General features: G+C 47.9%; 15 protein-coding genes. 10 read left to right on the top strand and 5 right to left on the bottom strand.

Annotated features, from left to right (window positions below):
- Positions 1-166: 166 nt before the first annotated feature.
- Entirely contained in the window at positions 167-490 is a 324-nt protein-coding gene (locus ACTHMC_RS16065; RefSeq protein ID WP_440414527.1) for an RNA recognition motif domain-containing protein, read from the bottom strand.
- Between the two features lie 208 nt (positions 491-698).
- Between ACTHMC_RS16065 and gndA the strand changes: the two genes are divergently transcribed.
- Genes gndA through pgl form a run of 3 tightly spaced genes read left to right on the top strand, consistent with a single transcriptional unit; the run spans position 699 to position 4,387 of the window.
- Positions 699-2,114 (top strand): NADP-dependent phosphogluconate dehydrogenase, encoded by a 1,416-nt coding sequence (gene gndA / locus ACTHMC_RS16060; protein WP_440414525.1) that lies wholly within the window; start codon positions 699-701, stop codon positions 2,112-2,114.
- Positions 2,115-2,141: 27 nt separating this feature from the next.
- The gene (zwf, locus tag ACTHMC_RS16055; RefSeq protein ID WP_440414524.1) at positions 2,142-3,656 is read left to right on the top strand and encodes a glucose-6-phosphate dehydrogenase; all 1,515 of its coding nucleotides are present in this window, start codon (positions 2,142-2,144) and stop codon (positions 3,654-3,656) included.
- Positions 3,657-3,661: 5 nt separating this feature from the next.
- Positions 3,662-4,387 carry a 6-phosphogluconolactonase gene (gene pgl, locus ACTHMC_RS16050; protein WP_440414523.1) on the top strand — a complete coding sequence of 242 codons (726 nt, stop codon included), beginning with the start codon at positions 3,662-3,664 and terminating at the stop codon, positions 4,385-4,387.
- 225 nt (positions 4,388-4,612) lie between these two features.
- Here pgl and ACTHMC_RS16045 read toward each other — a convergent pair whose 3' ends face one another.
- Positions 4,613-5,788: an N-acetylmuramoyl-L-alanine amidase family protein gene (locus ACTHMC_RS16045; protein ID WP_440414521.1), complete on the bottom strand. Its 1,176-nt coding sequence runs from the start codon at positions 5,786-5,788 to the stop codon at positions 4,613-4,615.
- 70 nt (positions 5,789-5,858) lie between these two features.
- Here ACTHMC_RS16045 and ACTHMC_RS16040 point away from each other — a divergent pair, with 70 nt between their 5' ends.
- The 3 genes from ACTHMC_RS16040 to ACTHMC_RS16030 all read left to right on the top strand — a co-directional run bounded on the left by ACTHMC_RS16040 (position 5,859) and on the right by ACTHMC_RS16030 (position 10,465).
- Positions 5,859-7,316 carry a M48 family metallopeptidase gene (locus ACTHMC_RS16040; RefSeq protein WP_440414519.1) on the top strand — a complete coding sequence of 486 codons (1,458 nt, stop codon included), beginning with the start codon at positions 5,859-5,861 and terminating at the stop codon, positions 7,314-7,316.
- Entirely contained in the window at positions 7,313-8,866 is a 1,554-nt protein-coding gene (locus ACTHMC_RS16035) for a DUF6770 family protein (RefSeq protein WP_440414517.1), read from the top strand. The genes ACTHMC_RS16040 and ACTHMC_RS16035 overlap by 4 nt, the downstream gene beginning before the upstream one ends.
- Before the next feature lie 69 nt (positions 8,867-8,935).
- A complete protein-coding gene (locus ACTHMC_RS16030) occupies positions 8,936-10,465 on the top strand; it encodes a DUF6770 family protein (RefSeq protein ID WP_440414516.1) in 1,530 nt (509 codons plus the stop codon).
- A gap of 79 nt (positions 10,466-10,544) precedes the next feature.
- Here the strand turns inward: ACTHMC_RS16030 and ACTHMC_RS16025 are convergent, their stop codons facing one another.
- Positions 10,545-12,347: an acyl-CoA dehydrogenase family protein gene (locus ACTHMC_RS16025; RefSeq protein WP_440414514.1), complete on the bottom strand. Its 1,803-nt coding sequence runs from the start codon at positions 12,345-12,347 to the stop codon at positions 10,545-10,547.
- Between the two features lie 33 nt (positions 12,348-12,380).
- Positions 12,381-12,821, bottom strand: coding sequence for a MarR family winged helix-turn-helix transcriptional regulator (locus tag ACTHMC_RS16020; RefSeq protein ID WP_440414513.1), 441 nt, complete (start codon positions 12,819-12,821; stop codon positions 12,381-12,383).
- 208 nt (positions 12,822-13,029) lie between these two features.
- On the opposite strand from ACTHMC_RS16020, the gene ACTHMC_RS16015 reads away from it, so the two are divergent.
- The 4 genes from ACTHMC_RS16015 to ACTHMC_RS16000 are packed head-to-tail and all read left to right on the top strand — an operon-like array spanning position 13,030 to position 17,430.
- Positions 13,030-14,277 carry an SGNH/GDSL hydrolase family protein gene (locus tag ACTHMC_RS16015; RefSeq protein ID WP_440414512.1) on the top strand — a complete coding sequence of 416 codons (1,248 nt, stop codon included), beginning with the start codon at positions 13,030-13,032 and terminating at the stop codon, positions 14,275-14,277.
- Complete coding sequence (locus tag ACTHMC_RS16010; protein ID WP_440414511.1) at positions 14,277-15,125, top strand: alpha/beta fold hydrolase; 849 nt, start codon at positions 14,277-14,279, stop codon at positions 15,123-15,125. Before ACTHMC_RS16015 ends, ACTHMC_RS16010 begins: the two co-directional genes overlap by 1 nt.
- 53 nt (positions 15,126-15,178) lie before the next feature.
- Complete coding sequence (locus tag ACTHMC_RS16005) at positions 15,179-16,330, top strand: glycosyltransferase (protein WP_440414510.1); 1,152 nt, start codon at positions 15,179-15,181, stop codon at positions 16,328-16,330.
- 29 nt (positions 16,331-16,359) lie between these two features.
- A complete protein-coding gene (locus ACTHMC_RS16000) occupies positions 16,360-17,430 on the top strand; it encodes an ABC transporter permease (protein WP_440414509.1) in 1,071 nt (356 codons plus the stop codon).
- Between the two features lie 52 nt (positions 17,431-17,482).
- Here the strand turns inward: ACTHMC_RS16000 and ACTHMC_RS15995 are convergent.
- Positions 17,483-17,898, bottom strand: a 416-nt coding sequence (locus tag ACTHMC_RS15995) for a hypothetical protein (RefSeq protein ID WP_440414507.1), incomplete at its 5' end; no start/stop codon positions are given.

Here is a 17,898-nt window from a genome sequence, read left to right as displayed (position 1 = left end):
AGGGGATGATGCGGCAACATCGTTTGAGGGATAACATGGCGGTAATAAGAATTGTTTGCAGAAACAGCCCTTGCTGGTTGAAATGCGCAAACATGATTCCCGGCAATAAAGGGCATAAAAAAAGCCTCGCTGAAGCGAGGCTTTCAGTATCGGTTAAACGCAGTGATTAATAACGGTTGTTATAGTTATTATTGCGGGGAGCGAAAGAGCGTTTTTGACCGCCGCCGCCACCGTTGCCGCCGCGCTCTTCACGAGGACGTGCTTCGGTAACTTTGATTGCTCTTCCTTCTACAATGCCACCATCCAGCTCGCTGATCGCTTTCTGTGCAGCTTCGTTATCTGGCATTTCAACAAAACCAAAGCCACGGCTTTTGTTAGTGAATTTGTCAGTGATAACTTTGGCAGAAGTTACTTCGCCGTAGTCTGCAAAAAAGTCGTTCAGATCCTCATCTGTAACGTTGTAGCTTAAATTAGAAACATAAATGTTCATACAAAAATACTGGTTAAATTAAATAATCATCTGAGAAGTAAGCAGAGTAAAGAAGACTAACTAATAGCAGAATTAATGCGTAGCAGAATTTCGTTCACTTACTGAATGCTCAATCGCTCAAGATTTCGCCGCAAAGATACGGCTTTCTCTCGTCAATCTGAAAATAGTACCTCAATTTACCTAATTTTGCCAATCATATAACATAAGCATGGCAGCACAACAATTCGACTTCGGAATGATCGGCCTGGGAGTGATGGGCAGGAACCTCCTCCTTAATATGGCAGACCATGGATTTAAAGTAATCGGATTTGATAAAGATGAACAGAAGACCACAGCCTTTGAAAAGGCCGCTACCAGCGGCACCACGGTAAAAGGTGTCAGTAACCTGAAAGCCATGACAGACGGGCTTTCCCTGCCCCGCAGGATCATGATGCTGGTACCCGCCGGAAAGCCAGTCGACGATGTGATTGAAAGCCTCCTCCCCCTTGTTCAGCCCGGCGATATCATCATCGACGGTGGCAATTCCCACTATACAGACACGCTGAGAAGGGTGCAATACCTGTCTGAAAAAGGCATTCACTTCATGGGAGTGGGCGTTTCCGGTGGCGAACAGGGTGCCAGAACAGGCCCCAGCATCATGCCAGGCGGCGATCAGGAAGCTTACCCCCATGTTCAACCCATGCTGGAAGCCATTTCCGCCAAATTCAACGGAGAACCCTGCGTGGCACACCTCGGAAAAGGCGCTGCCGGCCATTATGTGAAGATGGTGCACAATGGTATCGAATATGCCATCATGCAACTCCTCACGGAAGCCTATGACCTGCTCCACCGCGGAGCCGGCCTCAGCAACGAAGAATTACACCAGACCTTCGACTCCTGGAATAAAGGGGAACTGCAATCCTTCCTCGTGGAGATCACAGCAGCCATCTTTAAACAGAAAGATGATAAGTCCCCCAATTTCCTGGTGGATATGATCCTGGACAAAGCAGGCGCCAAGGGCACCGGAAAATGGACCTCCCAGGATGCCATGGATATCGGCGTTCCCATCCCCACCATCGATATGGCGGTGACCATGCGCAATATCTCTGCCCTCAAAACAGAACGTACCAATGCAGCTGCATTATTTGATAAAACCACAACAGCCATCACCACAGATAAGGCTACATTTGTGAAGCAAGTGCATGATGCCCTCTTCTTTGGCGTGCTCATCAGCTACACCCAGGGACTGGCCATGCTGCACCGCGCTTCCACCGAGCTGGATATGCAGATCCCCATGCCAAGTGTTGTAAGGGTATGGAGGGCAGGCTGCATCATCCGTTCCACATTGCTTGACCTGTTCACGAAAATTTATGATCAGAACCCTCAGCTCGAAAATTTGTTATTGGATAAACAAATTGCTGAAATGCTGAAGGCCAAAGAAGCCGGCATGCGCGCTGTTGCAGCCTCCGCTGTTACCAACCGCTTTGCTGCAGGAGGCCTGCTGAATGCACTCACTTATTTTGATGCATACACCAGCGCTCAACTGCCTATAAATCTTTTACAGGCTCAAAGGGATTATTTCGGAGCTCATACCTACCAGCGCGTAGATGAACCCGGATCTTTCCACACTGAATGGAACAATTAGATTTGACTACTGATTTATTTCAATACTATGCAACAACACAAAAGACCACCGGCAGCTCTATTATTCATCTTCGGTGGCAGCGGCGACCTGAATCACAGAAAGCTTTCCCCGGCTCTCTTCAACCTCTTCATCGATAACTGGATGCCTGAGAAATTCAGCATTGTTGGGATCGGTAGAAGGCCCTATACTAGAGAAGGCTATCACACCCATCTGATGGACGGGATCCGTCAGTTCTCACGCCGCAAGGAAGATCAGAACGGCAAGTGGGCCGATTTTTCCCAACACGTTTCCTACCTTCAGATGAATGCTGAAGTAGAGGAAGAATACCAGAAGATCGCCGAGATCGTAAAGCAGAAAGAAGCTGAATTCGGAGAACACCCGAACGTGATCTTCTATATGGCCGTTGCACCACAACTGGTGCCGGACATTGCCAGCAAACTCGGACCGCTTAATATCTGTCATGATACCAAGTGCACCCGCATTGTTGTTGAAAAGCCCTTCGGTCATGACCTGCAAAGTGCCCAGGAACTGAACAACCTGCTCTCTTCTCTTTTCAGCGAAGAGCAGATCTACCGCATAGATCACTACCTCGGAAAGGAAACCGTACAGAATATCCTGGCGCTCCGCTTTGCGAACGCTCTCTTCGAGCCGCTCTGGAACCGCAACTATATCGATCACGTACAGATCACTGCCGCTGAAACAGTAGGTGCGGAAGGTCGTGGTGATTATTATGAGCGTTCCGGCGCCCTGCGCGATATGGTGCAGAACCATATCCTGCAGCTCATGTGCATGATCGCCATGGAAGCCCCCGTTTCCTTTGAGGCCAATGAGATCCGTAACAAGAAAGTGGATGTGCTCAATGCCATCAGAAAATATCATAACGATGAAGTACATGCGCATGCTGTACGCGGTCAGTATGCAGGCGGCTGGATGAAAGGCGCCCAGGTTCCGGGCTACCGCCAGGAGAAAAGCGTGAACCCCGATTCTCCCATCGATACTTTCGCAGCAGTAAAGTTCTATATCGACAACTGGAGATGGCAGGACGTGCCTTTTTATGTGCGTACCGGAAAACGCATGCACGAGAAATCCACCATCATCAATATCCAGTTCAAACCAGCGCCTTCTTTCGCCTTCCCTTCGGAAGCAGCAGATACCTGGCGCCCCAACAGGCTTACCATCAGTATTCAGCCGGAAATGGATATCCGTCTGCGCTTCCAGGCAAAACGCCCCGGACAGAGCATGACCCTCAACCCGGTTGACATGATCTTCAATTATAAAGATGCATACGATGGTGATGAACCCGAAGCATATGAAACACTGCTCCTGGATGTGATGGAAGGTAACCCAACGCTCTTCATGCGTTCAGACCAGGTGGAAGCTGCCTGGAAGATCATCATGCCGATCCTGGAAGTATGGGAAAGCAGGCCTCCAGTTGACTTCCCCAACTATGCACCAGACAGCTGGGGACCAGAAGATGCAGAAGCACTCATCGCTCGCGATGGTAAGAACTGGGTAACACTTCCGCAACCACATAAGGATTAATTAGAATGCTGCATATATATAAAGATGCGAATGAAGTCAGTATTGCACTGGCAGAATGGACCACCAGCCTGATAGAAACAACCCTGCAGAAACAGGATGGATTCACCTGGGTGCTCACCGGCGGCAATTCACCCAAACAGTTGTATGAACTGTTGGCGCAAAGCCCCTACCGGGAACGCATTCAATGGGAAAAACTTCATTTCTTCTGGGGCGATGAAAGAGCAGTGCCTTTTGAAGACAGCAGGAACAATGCACGCATGACCTTTGAAGCGCTGCTGAACAATGTTCCCGTAAAACGCGAACAGGTGCATATCATGCAAACGGACATAACACCGGATGCATCCGCAGTGGCCTACGAAAAGATCCTGCATACTTACTTCCCCGCAGGCAATGTAACCTTTGACCTGGTACTGAACGGAATGGGAGACGATGCGCATACGCTGAGCCTCTTCCCCGGATCTCCCGCCATCAAAGAGCAGGATGCGTGGGTAACTTCTTTCTGGTTGCAGGCACAGGATATGTACAGGATCACATTGACCGCTCCGGTGGTGAATCTGGCGAAACATGTGGTGTTCCTGACATTCGGCGCCAATAAAGCAAATGCATTGCACCATGTGCTGGAAGGAGAAACGAATATTGAATTGTACCCGTCACAATTGATCCGTCCGCAATCAGGAAGCCTTCACTGGTTTATTGATGAAGCAGCGGCGGGAAAGCTGACGAAGAAATAATTATCATTGGATAGTGAATGGGACAGGGCTTTTCAACGGAGTTGGAAGGCCCTGTTTGAGTTTATAGACAAAAACACTTAGTTTTTCTCAACTACAGGGATTTCCTTGGTAGTTCAATTTTTGCGAACTGTTCGGGATTTCCGAACAGTTGAGATGAATATTGAACTTGTGCAAAAATTGCACAAGTTCAGGGCCGAATCCAACTATCAAGGAATCCTTGACAGTTCAATCCATTCCCTTCAACCAATCCACAATCCCTTTACAGATCTTTGCAGCCACATCCTCATCAAAGCCTTTCGCCACCAATCTTTTCTCCTCCGCTTCATTGCTTAAAAACCCAACCTCTACCAAACAATTAGGATATTCCGTTGGCCCGCTCAGCGCAAAATTAAACCCACCCACATTGCCGTAATTGCTAAAATCCAGCTGCAGCATGCGTTTCAATATCGCCTGCGTCAGAGGCTGAAATCCTATGTATCTGTAATAAGTGCTGGTTCCGCTCACTGTTGGATTGCCGGAAGAATTGAAATGGATGCTGATCAGCAGGTCAGGATCTGCTTTCCGTAAGAATGCCGTTCTTTCCGGCATGGCCAGTTCTGCATCGGTTGTTCTGGTCATCACCACAGTTGCTCCTTTATCCTGTAACAATTTCTCCAGTGCTTTTGCATACTGAAGCGTCAGGTTCTTTTCAAGTACTTTTGAATTCTTTCCGGTAGCGCCGCTGTTGGAGCCACCATGCCCTGCATCGATCGCTATAACCATATCGCGTAAGCGAAGTTTCTCCGGGGGATGCTTTACCCGGATCTGGAGACGGCTCGCAGCACTGTCGTACCCGATGGAATACCCCCAGTGATCCGGTTTATTGAGCTCAATAAATACCCGCATCAGATCATCTTCAATTTGTTCATACCACACTTTATTCACGTATGTGGCCGTGCCCCGGTCCGTGATCCAGTTGGTATTGGAGGTAACGCCATAGAGGTCTACCACAATCCGGGAAGGGCTGACCTGTTGAATGCTTTTGTAAGGAAGGCGGTTGCCAAGCGCAATGGAAAGGATATCATAACGGCCTTCGCCGCGGAGGCTCCAGCTTCCGCTCAGGTTTTCACTGCTGAGCCTCAAACCTGAGTCTGCCACTACGTTTGCCTTTGAAACCCAGGCAATATGATATTTCGATAATTGTACTTTATAATCCGTATTTATGGAATCGATCACTTTCAGCACCACATTGGTATCCAGGTAGGTCATTTTGGCTCCACCCAGACGGTCATCGCCCGTACCGTATTCCAGGTATGGCAATGGTCCGGTCGTGCGCACAAGAAAGGCATTTCCTGCACTGTCCTGGGCCATTATCAGGCTGGAGGAAAGCAATACCAACAGCACAATCAGCGTTTTTTTCATGATCGAAAGATACAGCATTGCAAAAGGATTTTATTACTTTTACCGCAAACCCTTAATAGCCATAAACCGAATGAGACTGCTCTTCCTGCTGGCAATCATTTTCCTTTGCCAACAATCCTGGTCCCAAACCATCGCCTATAAGCCCCTGGCCGATGACGCCTCACAATTGAAGAGCTGGGATGAAACACTTGCCAGCGAGCACAAACGACTGATCAGTAATCTCCCCAGCACCTACAAGCCTGCATTCAAAAAGATCTACGAAGAACGATATGAAGGCCTGAAGGAACTGACGGCAAAAAACCGGATCCTCACAGATTCACTCGCCAATAATTATCTCCAGCAAATGGCGCAACTGATCTTCCAAAGCAACCCCGGCATTCCTGATCAGGGTTACCGCATCCGGTTCACCCGCGATGACTGGCCTAATGCCGCCAGCATGGGTGAGGGCACCATCATCTTCAATATCGGCCTGTTCACCAAACTGCAAAACGAAAGCCAGGTGGCTTTTGTGCTTTGCCATGAAATAGCCCACTACCATCTCAAACATAGCCAGCGTAGCATTGAACATTATGTGAACACCACGAATTCGGACGAGTTCAGGGCTGAGGTGAAAAAGATCATGAAGTCCCAGTACCAGCAAGGCAAACAGGCAGAAGCGCTGCTCAAAGGAGTTGCCTTCAACAGCCGCCGCCACACACGCGAGAATGAATCTGCCGCAGACAGCATGGCGCTTGAACTGCTGAAAAATACTCCTTTCAAAACAGAAGAAGCATTAACCTGTCTGGCGCTGCTCGACAGTGTTGATACCGATAAATACAATGTAGCTCCTCCCCTGGAAACGGTATTCAACTTTCCCCAATATCCATTCCAAAAGAAATGGGTACAGGAAGAGCAGTCTCTGTTCAACGCCATGGCAGCTTCCACCAAAGAAGAAAAAAAGAAAGAAAGGGATTCGCTCAAAACCCACCCTGATTGCGATGTGCGGGTGAAACAACTCCAGGCAAAAGTGCAACAATACAGCACCGGCAACAAGCAGGCAAACCCATTGCATGAAGCCCGGTTCAAACAACTGCAGGAGATCTTCGATTATGAGATCATCGAGCATTGTTACAATAAGGACGAAGTAAGCAAAAGCTTCTATTATACTTTGCAGATGCTGCACTATAAGCCCCAGGACCCTTACCTGGTGGCCAATACAGGCCGTTGCCTGAACAAGTTATACCAATCGCAGAAAGATCATCTGCTGAACCGTATTGTAGACCTGCCCTCACCCTGGAATGAGCAGAAATACAATAAACTGCTGCAATTCATTCAGAAAGTCCGCCTGAATGATTTTGCTGCCTTCAGCTATTATTTCCTGCTCCCTTATCAGTCTGCCAATGTTCCCAGTGAAGAAATGCTGGTGGCACTGATCAACAGCAAGGATAACTTCAACAAGCCCGAAGAAAAATCTTCTCTCATAGCCCTGTACAATAAACATTATCCAAACGGAAAATTAAACGCTGATAACAACCCTCAAAAAAAATGAAAAAGATTACAGGAATCCTCGCCCTGGCCCTTGCCATCGGCCAGGTTACGCATGCTCAGAAGTTAAGCCTCGAGAACGTACGGACCGTATCGCTAAGAAGTACAGGTGCTATCAAATCCAATGAAGAAGTAAAAGGATACTTCACCTTGTATCAGGGTGATAAGATCGACAGGAACACCAACGAATATGCTTTGCAGATCATGGACGAACACCTCAACAAAGTAAAAGAGGTGAAATTTGCCGACTCCAAAAAAGTGCAGTTGCTGGAATCCGCCTTCAACGGATCTGACCTCATCTTCAAGTTCTTTGATGAAGAGCAGAAAATGATCGATTTCCGCGTGTTCAATTTCGAGGGAAAACAGAAGTATAATTATCAGCGGGAAGTAGACAAGAAGACCAAGCGCTACATGGAACAGCTGGATATGTATCGTAAAGAAGGCTCCGAAGACAAAACGCTCTTTGCTGTAGGAGACAGAGGATATATCTCCGTAATCCCTGTTCGCGAAGACGGTGATTACACGTATGAAGTTTCTTATTATGGAAGTGGCAAAAAAAGCAGCTGGACCTTCGTCCCCAATGGAGAAGACTCTAAAACAGCGCAGGCCCAATACCTCGGCAGTACCGATAGTGTGGCTATTTTTTCAGTGATGAAAAGAAGCAGCATGCTGACTAAAAAAGGATCATCCTTCCTGATGGGTCTTTACCTGCACAATGGAAAAATTGCCTTTGATTTTGAAACCGACAAGGATAAATTCAATTTCATGCCGATGAATGTTTCCACCATTTATGGAACTACCAATTTCCTGGTGATGGGATCATACTGCGATAAAGAAGACAATATCTCCAAAGGCAAGAGCCTGGGTCTCGGCATGTGGCTGGTCAACTCCAAAGGCAAGATCCTCAATGCCAAGTACAACTCCTGGGATACCGAGATCGGCAAACATCTTTCCGTAAATGCGAAAGGCCGCGTGGAAGATATTGGCTTTATCTATTTCCATAAAATCCTGCAAACAGAAGATGGCAATTTCTTTGCAGTAGGCGAAGGTTACAAGCGCCAGGCTTCTGCACTTGGCATCGCAGCCACCGTATTGAGCAGAGGCAGAGCCGGCGCTTCCACTACCAAGATAAAGGTAACAGATATGCTTATGCTCAGCTTTGACCAGCAGTTCAATATCAAGGCTGCTACTATCTACGATAAGAATCCTTCAAACATTGAACTCATGGCAGGTATGGATTTTGCCAACCTTCCGACCGTGGCAATGTGGATCAAATACTTTTTCAACGGATTTGATTACGCCTTCACGCAAACCAACAAAGCACATTCAACTTTTACTGTTGGTTACGTTGATTACGTAAAAGAAGAAGACTACAAAGGTCTTACCTTCAATACCATCACTTACCACGAAGGTAATTTCAGCCAGGATAAGCTTAATCTCGTTAAGAAAGGAAGCACCATGCAGGTCTATGAAGCCAAACTCGGCTCCATCATGATTGCAGAGTATTTCAAAAAAGAGAAGAGATACGAATTGCGCCTGGAAAAGATCAACTAATTACGATTGACTTTATAAAGATCCGGGCCTTTTCAACATTGAAAAGGCCCGTTTCATAGAATCACTAACATGAAAAGAATCATCCAAACCTTTACCGCCCTGCTGCTCATCCATGCCGCATTGGCACAGGGAAAACTGAGCATCGAAAACGTTAAAACGGTTTTCGTGCGCAGCACAGGACCTATCACCACCAACAATGAAGTGAAAGGTTATTTCACCTTCTTCCAGTCAGATAAAGTAGACAAGAAGAACAACGAATACACCCTTCAGATCATGGATGACAACCTGATCAAGATCAAGGATGTGCAGTTCGTGGATTCCAAAAACATCCTACTCCAGGAATCAGCCTTCGACAACAACAGCCTTCTCTTTAAATTCTATAACCAGGATGCAAAGTCGTACGACTGCCGCGTGTATGGCGTTGACGGGAATCTGAAGTTCAATTACGAGCGGGCGGTTGACAAAAAAACACTCGAGTATCTAAAACTCGCTAAAATGCCCCCGGGCTCGGAAAGCAATAACCTGTTTGCCGTGGAAGACAAAGGCTTCATTGCCGTTTATCCTCAGCTGATGGACAATGTTCCCACATTTGAAATTAACTTCTATAGCAGCCGCGACAAAAGACAATGGTCTTATATCCCACCCGTGGTAAAGCCCGCCGGCGGCAGCTTTCTCGGTTGCAGTGATAATGTTGCCATGTTCCTGGTGCTTAAACAGGCAGGCACACTTCTCACACCGAAAATGGAGACATGGATCCTGGGCATCTACCTGCAGAACGGACAACGCGCCTTTGAGATCAGGACGGATGCACAGCAGTACAACCTGATGCCTATGAGTGTGATCAAACTGAAAGGCACGGACAACTTCATGTTGCTGGGCGCTTATTTTGATAAGGACGAAAAGAACCTCGGCGGCCGTAGCCTGGGCGTTGGCCTCTGGCTGATGAACAGTTCAGGAAGAGTGATGAACTCCAAATACAATTCCTGGGAAACGGAAATCAGCAAAGTGCTCAACGTAAATGAAAAAGGTAAGGTGGAAAACCTGGGATATGTATTTTTCCATGACCTGATCGAAACTTCCGACGGACATTTCTTTGCTGTCTGCGAAGGATACAAACGCACCGGAAATGCAGTAGGCATTGCAACTGCGGGGTTCGGAGGAGGTATGTCGAAAATGGTGGTAACAGATATGCTGCTCCTCCATTTCAATCAGAAATTCAATATCAAAGAGGCGAAAATATTTGAGAAGAACAGCAACACACTCGAGCTTCCTGGAGATATGATGATGCTGAACCTCGCCGCGGCAGGCAATTATATCAAGTACGGTGCTTTTGGGTTTGATTATGCATTTACTCAAATGGACCAGTCTCGCAGTTCTTTCACCGTTGGTTATACTGATTACGTGAAAGACAGGGATTACAAAGGCCTTACCTTCAACGCCATCTCCTACAGCAATGGTAACCTCAGCACAGACAAGATCAACCTGAAAACAGAGGCCGGCAATATGCGCATCTTTGCCGCAAAGCCAGGTTCTGTAATGATCATGGAATATTTCAGGAAAGATAAGAAACTCAATATGCGACTGGAGAAGATCAACTGATCTTTTAATCATACAAAAAGAAAAAGGGCTCCCGCAGATAACCAATCTCAGGAGCCCTTTTCTTGTTCTGTATAGATAATTATAACGGATACCTGTTGTCTGCTATCAGCCTGCCCGCGATCCTTCTCCTTGCTTCCTTGCTATCGAAGGGATCCGCTTTGGTAAAGCGTTTCAGACCAAGCAGCATCATCCGCTGCTCATCACCTTCAGCAAAGGAATTGATTGCGTCTTTTCCGAACTTATTGATATGATCGGCGGCATCGTACAGGAAAGTACGGGTGATATCGCTTTCATATTTTACGGCATCGGCTCCTTTTTGTCCGGTCAGTTTCTGCAGACGCAGCAAGGCGCTTTCCGCCAGGAAGGTCTGAATGGCCATATCGGCAATATTCATCAGTATTTCCTGTTCGTGCTCGATCTTCATCATCAGCTTCTGCACAGCAGCACCGGCAGTCATCAGAATGGCTTTCTTGAAATTGTTGATCAGCTTAAGCTCTTTCGCAAAAGGTGTTTCATCATCGGAACCGAAATCAGGAATGCTCATCAGTTCTTTCTGCACATTCATGGCAGGCCCCATCAGATCCAGCTTGCCCTTCATAGCGCGTTTCAATACCATATCAACAGTAAGGAGGCGGTTGATCTCATTCGTTCCTTCATAGATCCGGTTGATACGGCTGTCGCGGTATGCTTTGGATATAACATACTCATCGCTGAAACCGTTACCTCCATGGATCTGCACACCTTCGTCCACTACAAAATCAAGACACTCTGAACCTGATACTTTAAGAATGGCGCATTCGATGGCATATTCTTCTGCCGCACCCAGCAAAGCCTCATTGAAAGGCTGGCCGGCTTTCAGCAACTCATTCTCTTTATCGTCGATCCATTTGGCGGTTCTGTAAAGCGCGCTTTCATTCACCCACATCGAGATGGCCATATCAGCCATTTTATGCTTGATGGCGCCAAAGTTGGCGATGGCTGTTTTGAATTGCTCGCGCGTATTCGCATACTGTATACTGGTAGTTGCAGCACGCTTAGCGCCTCCAAGCGCAGCAGCACAGAGTTTCAGGCGGCCGATGTTCAGGATATTGAAGGCGATGATATGCCCTCTTCCTATTTCACCCAGCACATTCTCTACCGGCACTTTACAATCCTGGAAATAGAGCTGTACAGTGGAGGAACCCTTGATACCCATTTTATGTTCTTCGGGCCCCTGTGTAAATCCTTCAAATCCTCTTTCAACGATGAAGGCTGTAAATTTATCACCATCGATCTTGGCAAACACCGTGTATACGTCTGCAAATCCACCGTTGGTGATCCAGCATTTCTGACCGTTGAGGAGATAATATTTTCCGTCGTCGCTGAGTTTGGCCGTGGTTTTTGCACCGAGTGCATCTGAGCCGCTGTTAGGTTCTGTTAGACCGTAAGCTCCTTTCCATTCACCGGTAGCAAGTTTGGTGATGTATTTTTCCTTTTGAGCATCCGTGCCAAAATAAAGGATCGGCAACGTACCGATGCCCGTATTGGCAGCTACTGCTACAGAGAAGGAGAAGCCACCGCCCAGCCCCTCGTTCACGAGCGTACTGGTGATGAAATCTTTTCCAAGCCCACCATATTGTTCAGGAATGGAAGTGCCAAGCAGCCCCTGTTCTCCCGCCTTTGCCACCAGTGATGGCATGAGCCCGGGTTCCAGTTTATCGATCCTGTCCAGGATCGGGATCACTTCAGCATCAAGGAAGGATAAACACATATCCTTTACCATTTGCTGCTCTTCATTGAAATCTTCCGGGATGAAGGTATCTGAAGGAGCGCTTTCTCTGATCAGCCATTCTCCACCTTTGAGAGTGGATTTTTGCTGGGTGGTTGCGGTTGCACTGCTCATATGGACAATTTTATAAGTGAATATTATGAATATTTATTTCAGGTTATCATACACGATCTGCAAAACTTCCTTACAGATATCAACCCTGTCTGATGGTACTCCTTCCAAAGCTTCGTTCAATGTATGTTCCGCCAGGCTCATGGTTTCTTCCTGTAATTTCTGCGCCTGTTTGGTGAGGTACACCATGTTCATGCGGCGGTCAGAAGAAGAAGGCACCCTTTTCACCAATTGCAGTTTTTCAAGGTTGTCAACCAGCCTGGTGATGCTGGGCTTATCCCGGAAAGTAGCATTGCATAGTTCCTGCTGACTGATACCATCCTGTTTCCAAAGGTGATATAACACACTCCATTGTTCGATGGTGAGGTTCAATCCCGCAGCATTGAACTTCTTCTGCAATCTTCTGGCAATTGCAGTGGAAGCCTTACCGGTGATGAAGCTGTAGAGTTCCCCTTTTTTGAATTGGTTGTTTGGCATATCGTTGTTTATGCAACTATCCAAACTTAGGATTTTTACCTGGGATTGTCAAGTTTTACCGGATAATTTTTTGCGATGAAATTCCGGTGCCTGCTTTTGTGCGGAAACATGCGGTGAGCCGGATTTTTCAGTACTTTTAATTCACTTCCTTCCTTTGATTTACCAGCCCGGACAGCCCTTGAAATATACCCCCTAAACATCGTTCAACATGAAGCGGTTACCTATTCTTTGCCTGCTCCTCCTGGCAATTCAGATGCCTGTATCGGCACAATTCCGCGTAGCCGTGATCGGCTCCTCCACCGCCGGAGGCACAGGTGCCTGGCCCCTTGACAGTTCCTGGGTCAACAGGTTCAACCAGTATTACAAATATAAACTGCATATAGTGGATAGTACCCATACCCTGGCCGTGGGTGGTTATGCCGTATACAAGGGCATGCCCAGCAGTTATGTGCCGCCGCCCAACAGGGAGGGGCCGGATCACAACAAGAATGTAACAAAGGCCAATAAAGTGCTCGCCAGCCTTCCGCTGCCTTACAACGCCATCGTGTTTGTGAACTATCCTTCCAATAAATATGAGGAGTACAGTATTGAAGAGATCATGTTCTGCCTTCAGACCATTTATGACTCTGTAATCAAAGAAGGTCACCAATGTTATATCATTACGGCACAACCCCGTACCGGTGGTATCTGGGACCAACCAGCGATGAAACGTAAGCTGGGCCTGATCAAAGATTCCATCATCAATCGTTTTGGTGTTGCGCGAACCATTAACTTTTATGACGGTCTTTATAACCCGGCAGACAGCAGTATTCTTCAGCAATTCAGTTCAGGCGATGGTATTCACTACAGCAATGCCGGCCACCGGGAGCTCTTTGAGAGGGTCAAGGCTAAAAATGTTTTCAACCTGGTGCTGCCGGTGAAACTGCAATCATTTACGGGTGATCTTAAAAACGGGCAATCCTTACTGGAATGGACAGCCGAATGTACGGATCCCAATACCAGTTTCATTCTTCAACGAAGTGCAGACAGCAAAAATTTCACCACCCTGAAAGAACAGAAGGCCAGCGGCGCTACGCTTGCCACTTACCGTGTAACCGACCCTGATCCTCTGCCCGGAAAGAATTACTACCGCCTTGAGATCCGCGAATCCTCACAGACCATTTATTCCAATGTATTACTGGTTAGAAGTGCAAAAGCCGGACTGGTGCTTAATAGCCTCTACCCCAATCCTGCCAATCAACCCATGCTGGTTGCCGGGCTTACCGCTGCACAGAACTATTCCGGCATAGTAAGCATCCTCAGCATCAGCGGAGTGAGTATGATGAGCCGGGATACCCAGTTCAAGAAAGGTGATATGCAGCTCTGGCTGCCGGTAGACTTCCTGCCCGAAGGCCAGTACCTGCTTTCGATCCGTTACGGAGATGGGCAATCCATTCTGCGCTCATTCAGCAAATAGTGCAAAAGATTGTAGATTTGGTGCTGCTCATGCAGTCGGCCATCCTACTATACAAGCATTCGTCTGTTCATTACCGGTATGGCGGTAATGGTTCCCGCGTATTGTGCTGCCTGCATGGTTACGGGGAAGCCGCTGTCAGCTTCGATTTCCTGGGAAACCATAAGGCGCGGGACTACACCATCATTGCTATCGATCTTCCTTATCATGGGCTTACACAATGGAAAGAAGGACTGAACTTCAGCAGCCAGGAGCTGGCAGAAATTGTTCAGGCCATCTTCACGGCAAGGGGCATTTCTTCCTCCTCTCCATTTACACTGATGGGCTTCAGTATGGGTGGAAGAGCCGCGCTGAGCCTGGTACAGAGCATTCCACAACAGGTGGAACGCCTGGTATTACTGGCCCCCGATGGCCTGAAAATCAACGGCTGGTACTGGCTGGCCACACAGACCTGGATCGGGAACAGGATTTTCCGTTTTACCATGTATCATCCCGGCTGGTTCTTTCTGCTACTCAATACGGGTAATAAATTGAAGCTGATCAACCAGAGTGTATACAAATTCACACGTCATTATATTCATGATCAGGGCATCAGGGAGGAACTCTACAACCGCTGGACCTGTATGCGGCATATCAGGCCTGACCTTCATCGGATAAAGGAATATGTACAACAGTACCGGATAGCCGTAAGGCTGTTGTATGGCCAGTACGACCGCATCATATTGCCTCAACCCGCTGAACGGTTCCGCAAAGGCATTGAAGAATGGTGCACCATCACTATATTGCCTTCAGGCCACCAGGTATTGCAGGAAAGATATATTGATCATATCAGCAATGCACTGGATCAATAATTGACATTGCATGGATACAATCGTATATTTAACGCATCAACCAACTTGTACCGATGCCCTTTTTTCTGTTGATCTTCTTTTTGTTGTTGATCGGATATGCAGTACTGATCGGGTATTACCACAATGCCTGGAACAAACTTGCCATATTCACTCCACCCACCGAAGCGCCGGCGGTTACTATTTCGGTGATCATTCCTGCGCGTAATGAAGAAGCCAACCTGCCCGCGCTGCTGCAATCACTGCAACAACAACAATATCCCGCCGGTCAGTTTGAAGTAATCATCATCGACGACTTTTCTACAGACGATACGTTCCGTTTATTACAGGAAGCAGGCGCCACATGGCCTGCACTCAGCGTGATCAGGATGGCAGACCAGCCGTCTGATGAAAACGCCTCCGCTGCATTCAAGAAAAAAGCAATTCAGGCCGGCATCAGCCGGGCAAAACATACGCTCATTGTAACAACAGATGCAGATTGCGTCTTCGATCCCGGATGGCTTCATACCATTGGGACCTTTCATGAACAGACGGGCGCAAAATTCATTGCCGCGCCGGTCAGCATCGAGGGAAAGGACAATTTCCTGAACATCTTCCAGGCACTGGATTTTCTCACCCTGCAGGGAATAACCGGCGCGGCTGTTTCCAAACGCGCGCACAGCATGTGCAATGGAGCCAACCTCGCTTACGAGAAGGCAGCTTTTGAAGAAGTGCGGGGATTTGAAAAGATTGATCACCTGCCTTCCGGTGACGATATGCTGCTGATGCATAAAATATTCACCCGCTATCCCGATAAAGTATTTTACTGCAAAAGCCCTACAGCTATTGTACGGACAGCACCCGTCAACAGCTGGAAGGCTTTCTTCCATCAGCGGATCCGCTGGGCCAGCAAGGCCGACAGTTATGACGACAAGCGTATTTTCTGGGCGCTCCTGCTGGTGTATCTTTCCAACCTGGGTTTTCTCATTCTTTTCCTCATGGGCTTCTGGCAGCCGCTTGCCTTCTTCTTCTGCGTGATACTGCTGCTGGCAAAAATGCTGATAGAGTTTCCTTTTGTGAATTCCGTGTCTATCTTCTTCGGGCAGCAACGCAGGATGAAATACTTTCTGCTGCTGCAACCGGTGCATATCCTGTACACCATCATCGCCGGCTGGCTGGGCAAGTTCGGGCATTATGAGTGGAAGGGAAGAAAGGTATCGAAGCGCTGAAATACCGAATAATATTGTAATTTCCACGCATGGCTGCTGAGGCTTCCCGTAATACCTGGCGAAGGTTAAAAAGAAATAAAGGTGCGCTGTTTGGCATGGGTATTATCCTGCTGGCAGTACTCACAGCGCTGTTTGCCTACTTCATTGCTCCCGATGGAACACCCGATGCCAACCGCATGATAGTGGAGATCGGTGGACAAAAACCGGGGTTCAAACAGCAGTTCCTCCAGTTACCTAAAACTCCGCTTCCTCCCAAAGTCTCATTCCTACAGCGTTTGCTCGGAGGGCAGGAAGACCTGGTTCAATATATTCCCATCAGTTCCTACACTACTACCAGCGACAGCCTGATCATTCAGCAGTTCATTGATGAAGGTGTTACCGAACGAAAATCTTTTGCCTTGCAGACTGCCGGCTGGAAAGTGAGTGAACAAACTTTTCACCTGGGCACCGACAAATATGGCCGGGATATCCTCAGCCGCCTGCTGGTAGGAGTTCGTGTAAGCCTCAGCGTTGGACTGGTAACGGTACTGATCTCACTCAGCATTGGTGTGCTGCTGGGTGCACTGGCAGGTTATTTCAGGGGATGGGTGGATGATGCCATCATGTGGTTCATCAATGTGATCTGGAGTATCCCTACCCTCTTGCTTGTATTTGCCATTACCCTGATGCTGGGCAAAGGGTTCTGGCAGGTATTTATTGCCATTGGCCTTACCATGTGGGTGAATGTAGCGCGCATCATCCGCGGGCAGGTGATGAGCGTAAGAGAGATGGAATATGTGGAAGCCGCAAGAGCACTGGGTTACGTGCACGGAAGGATCCTGTTCAGGCATGTATTGCCCAATGTGATGGGGCCTGTGACCGTAGTGGCCGCCTCCAATTTTGCCTCAGCCATCGTAATAGAAGCGGGGCTCAGTTTTCTGGGTGTGGGCGTTCAGCCGCCGCAACCCAGCTGGGGCCTGATGATCAAAGAGAACTACAACTTCATTATCACCAATAACCCCATGCTGGCGCTGGCTCCCGGCTTTGCCATCATGATACTGGTACTGGCTTTCAATATGCTCGGCAACGGGCTGAGGGATGCCATGGAAGTAAGGGGATAACACAAAAAAGGCGCACGGAACCGTGCGCCAGTTACAATTTATACGAAGCTTCTTATTTTCTGGAATAACGGAAAGTGCCTGTCCATTTATTGGTGGCGCAGTTCTTTGATGTTACCGTCACTGTCACCACCACACTGGCGCCTGCCGGTGTTCCTGTGATGGTTACGTTATTTACGCCCGCAGTTACAGTTGCAGGGCTGTTATCGAAGAAACTGGTATTGGTAGTTTCATTCTTTGCGTTCACATTGATGGTGGCTCCCGCCGCAGGGAATCCTGCCGTAATATTGATAGTAACCGGGAAATCCGCCCCAACCTGTGCCGGAGTGGTTGAATTTATCGCCGGAGTGGTAGTTACCGCCAGCTTGGTTTCAGAACAGGGATCCGGAGGAGTAGGACCATCATCGCCACCTTTATCACTACAGCTGGTCATAGCCAGGGAAGTCATCACAAACAAAGCCGCTGTCAACA

It is taken from the genome of Pseudobacter sp. (assembly GCF_051955275.1).
Lineage (GTDB): Bacteria > Bacteroidota > Bacteroidia > Chitinophagales > Chitinophagaceae > Pseudobacter.
This window is presented reverse-complemented; position numbering and strand designations above follow the sequence as displayed.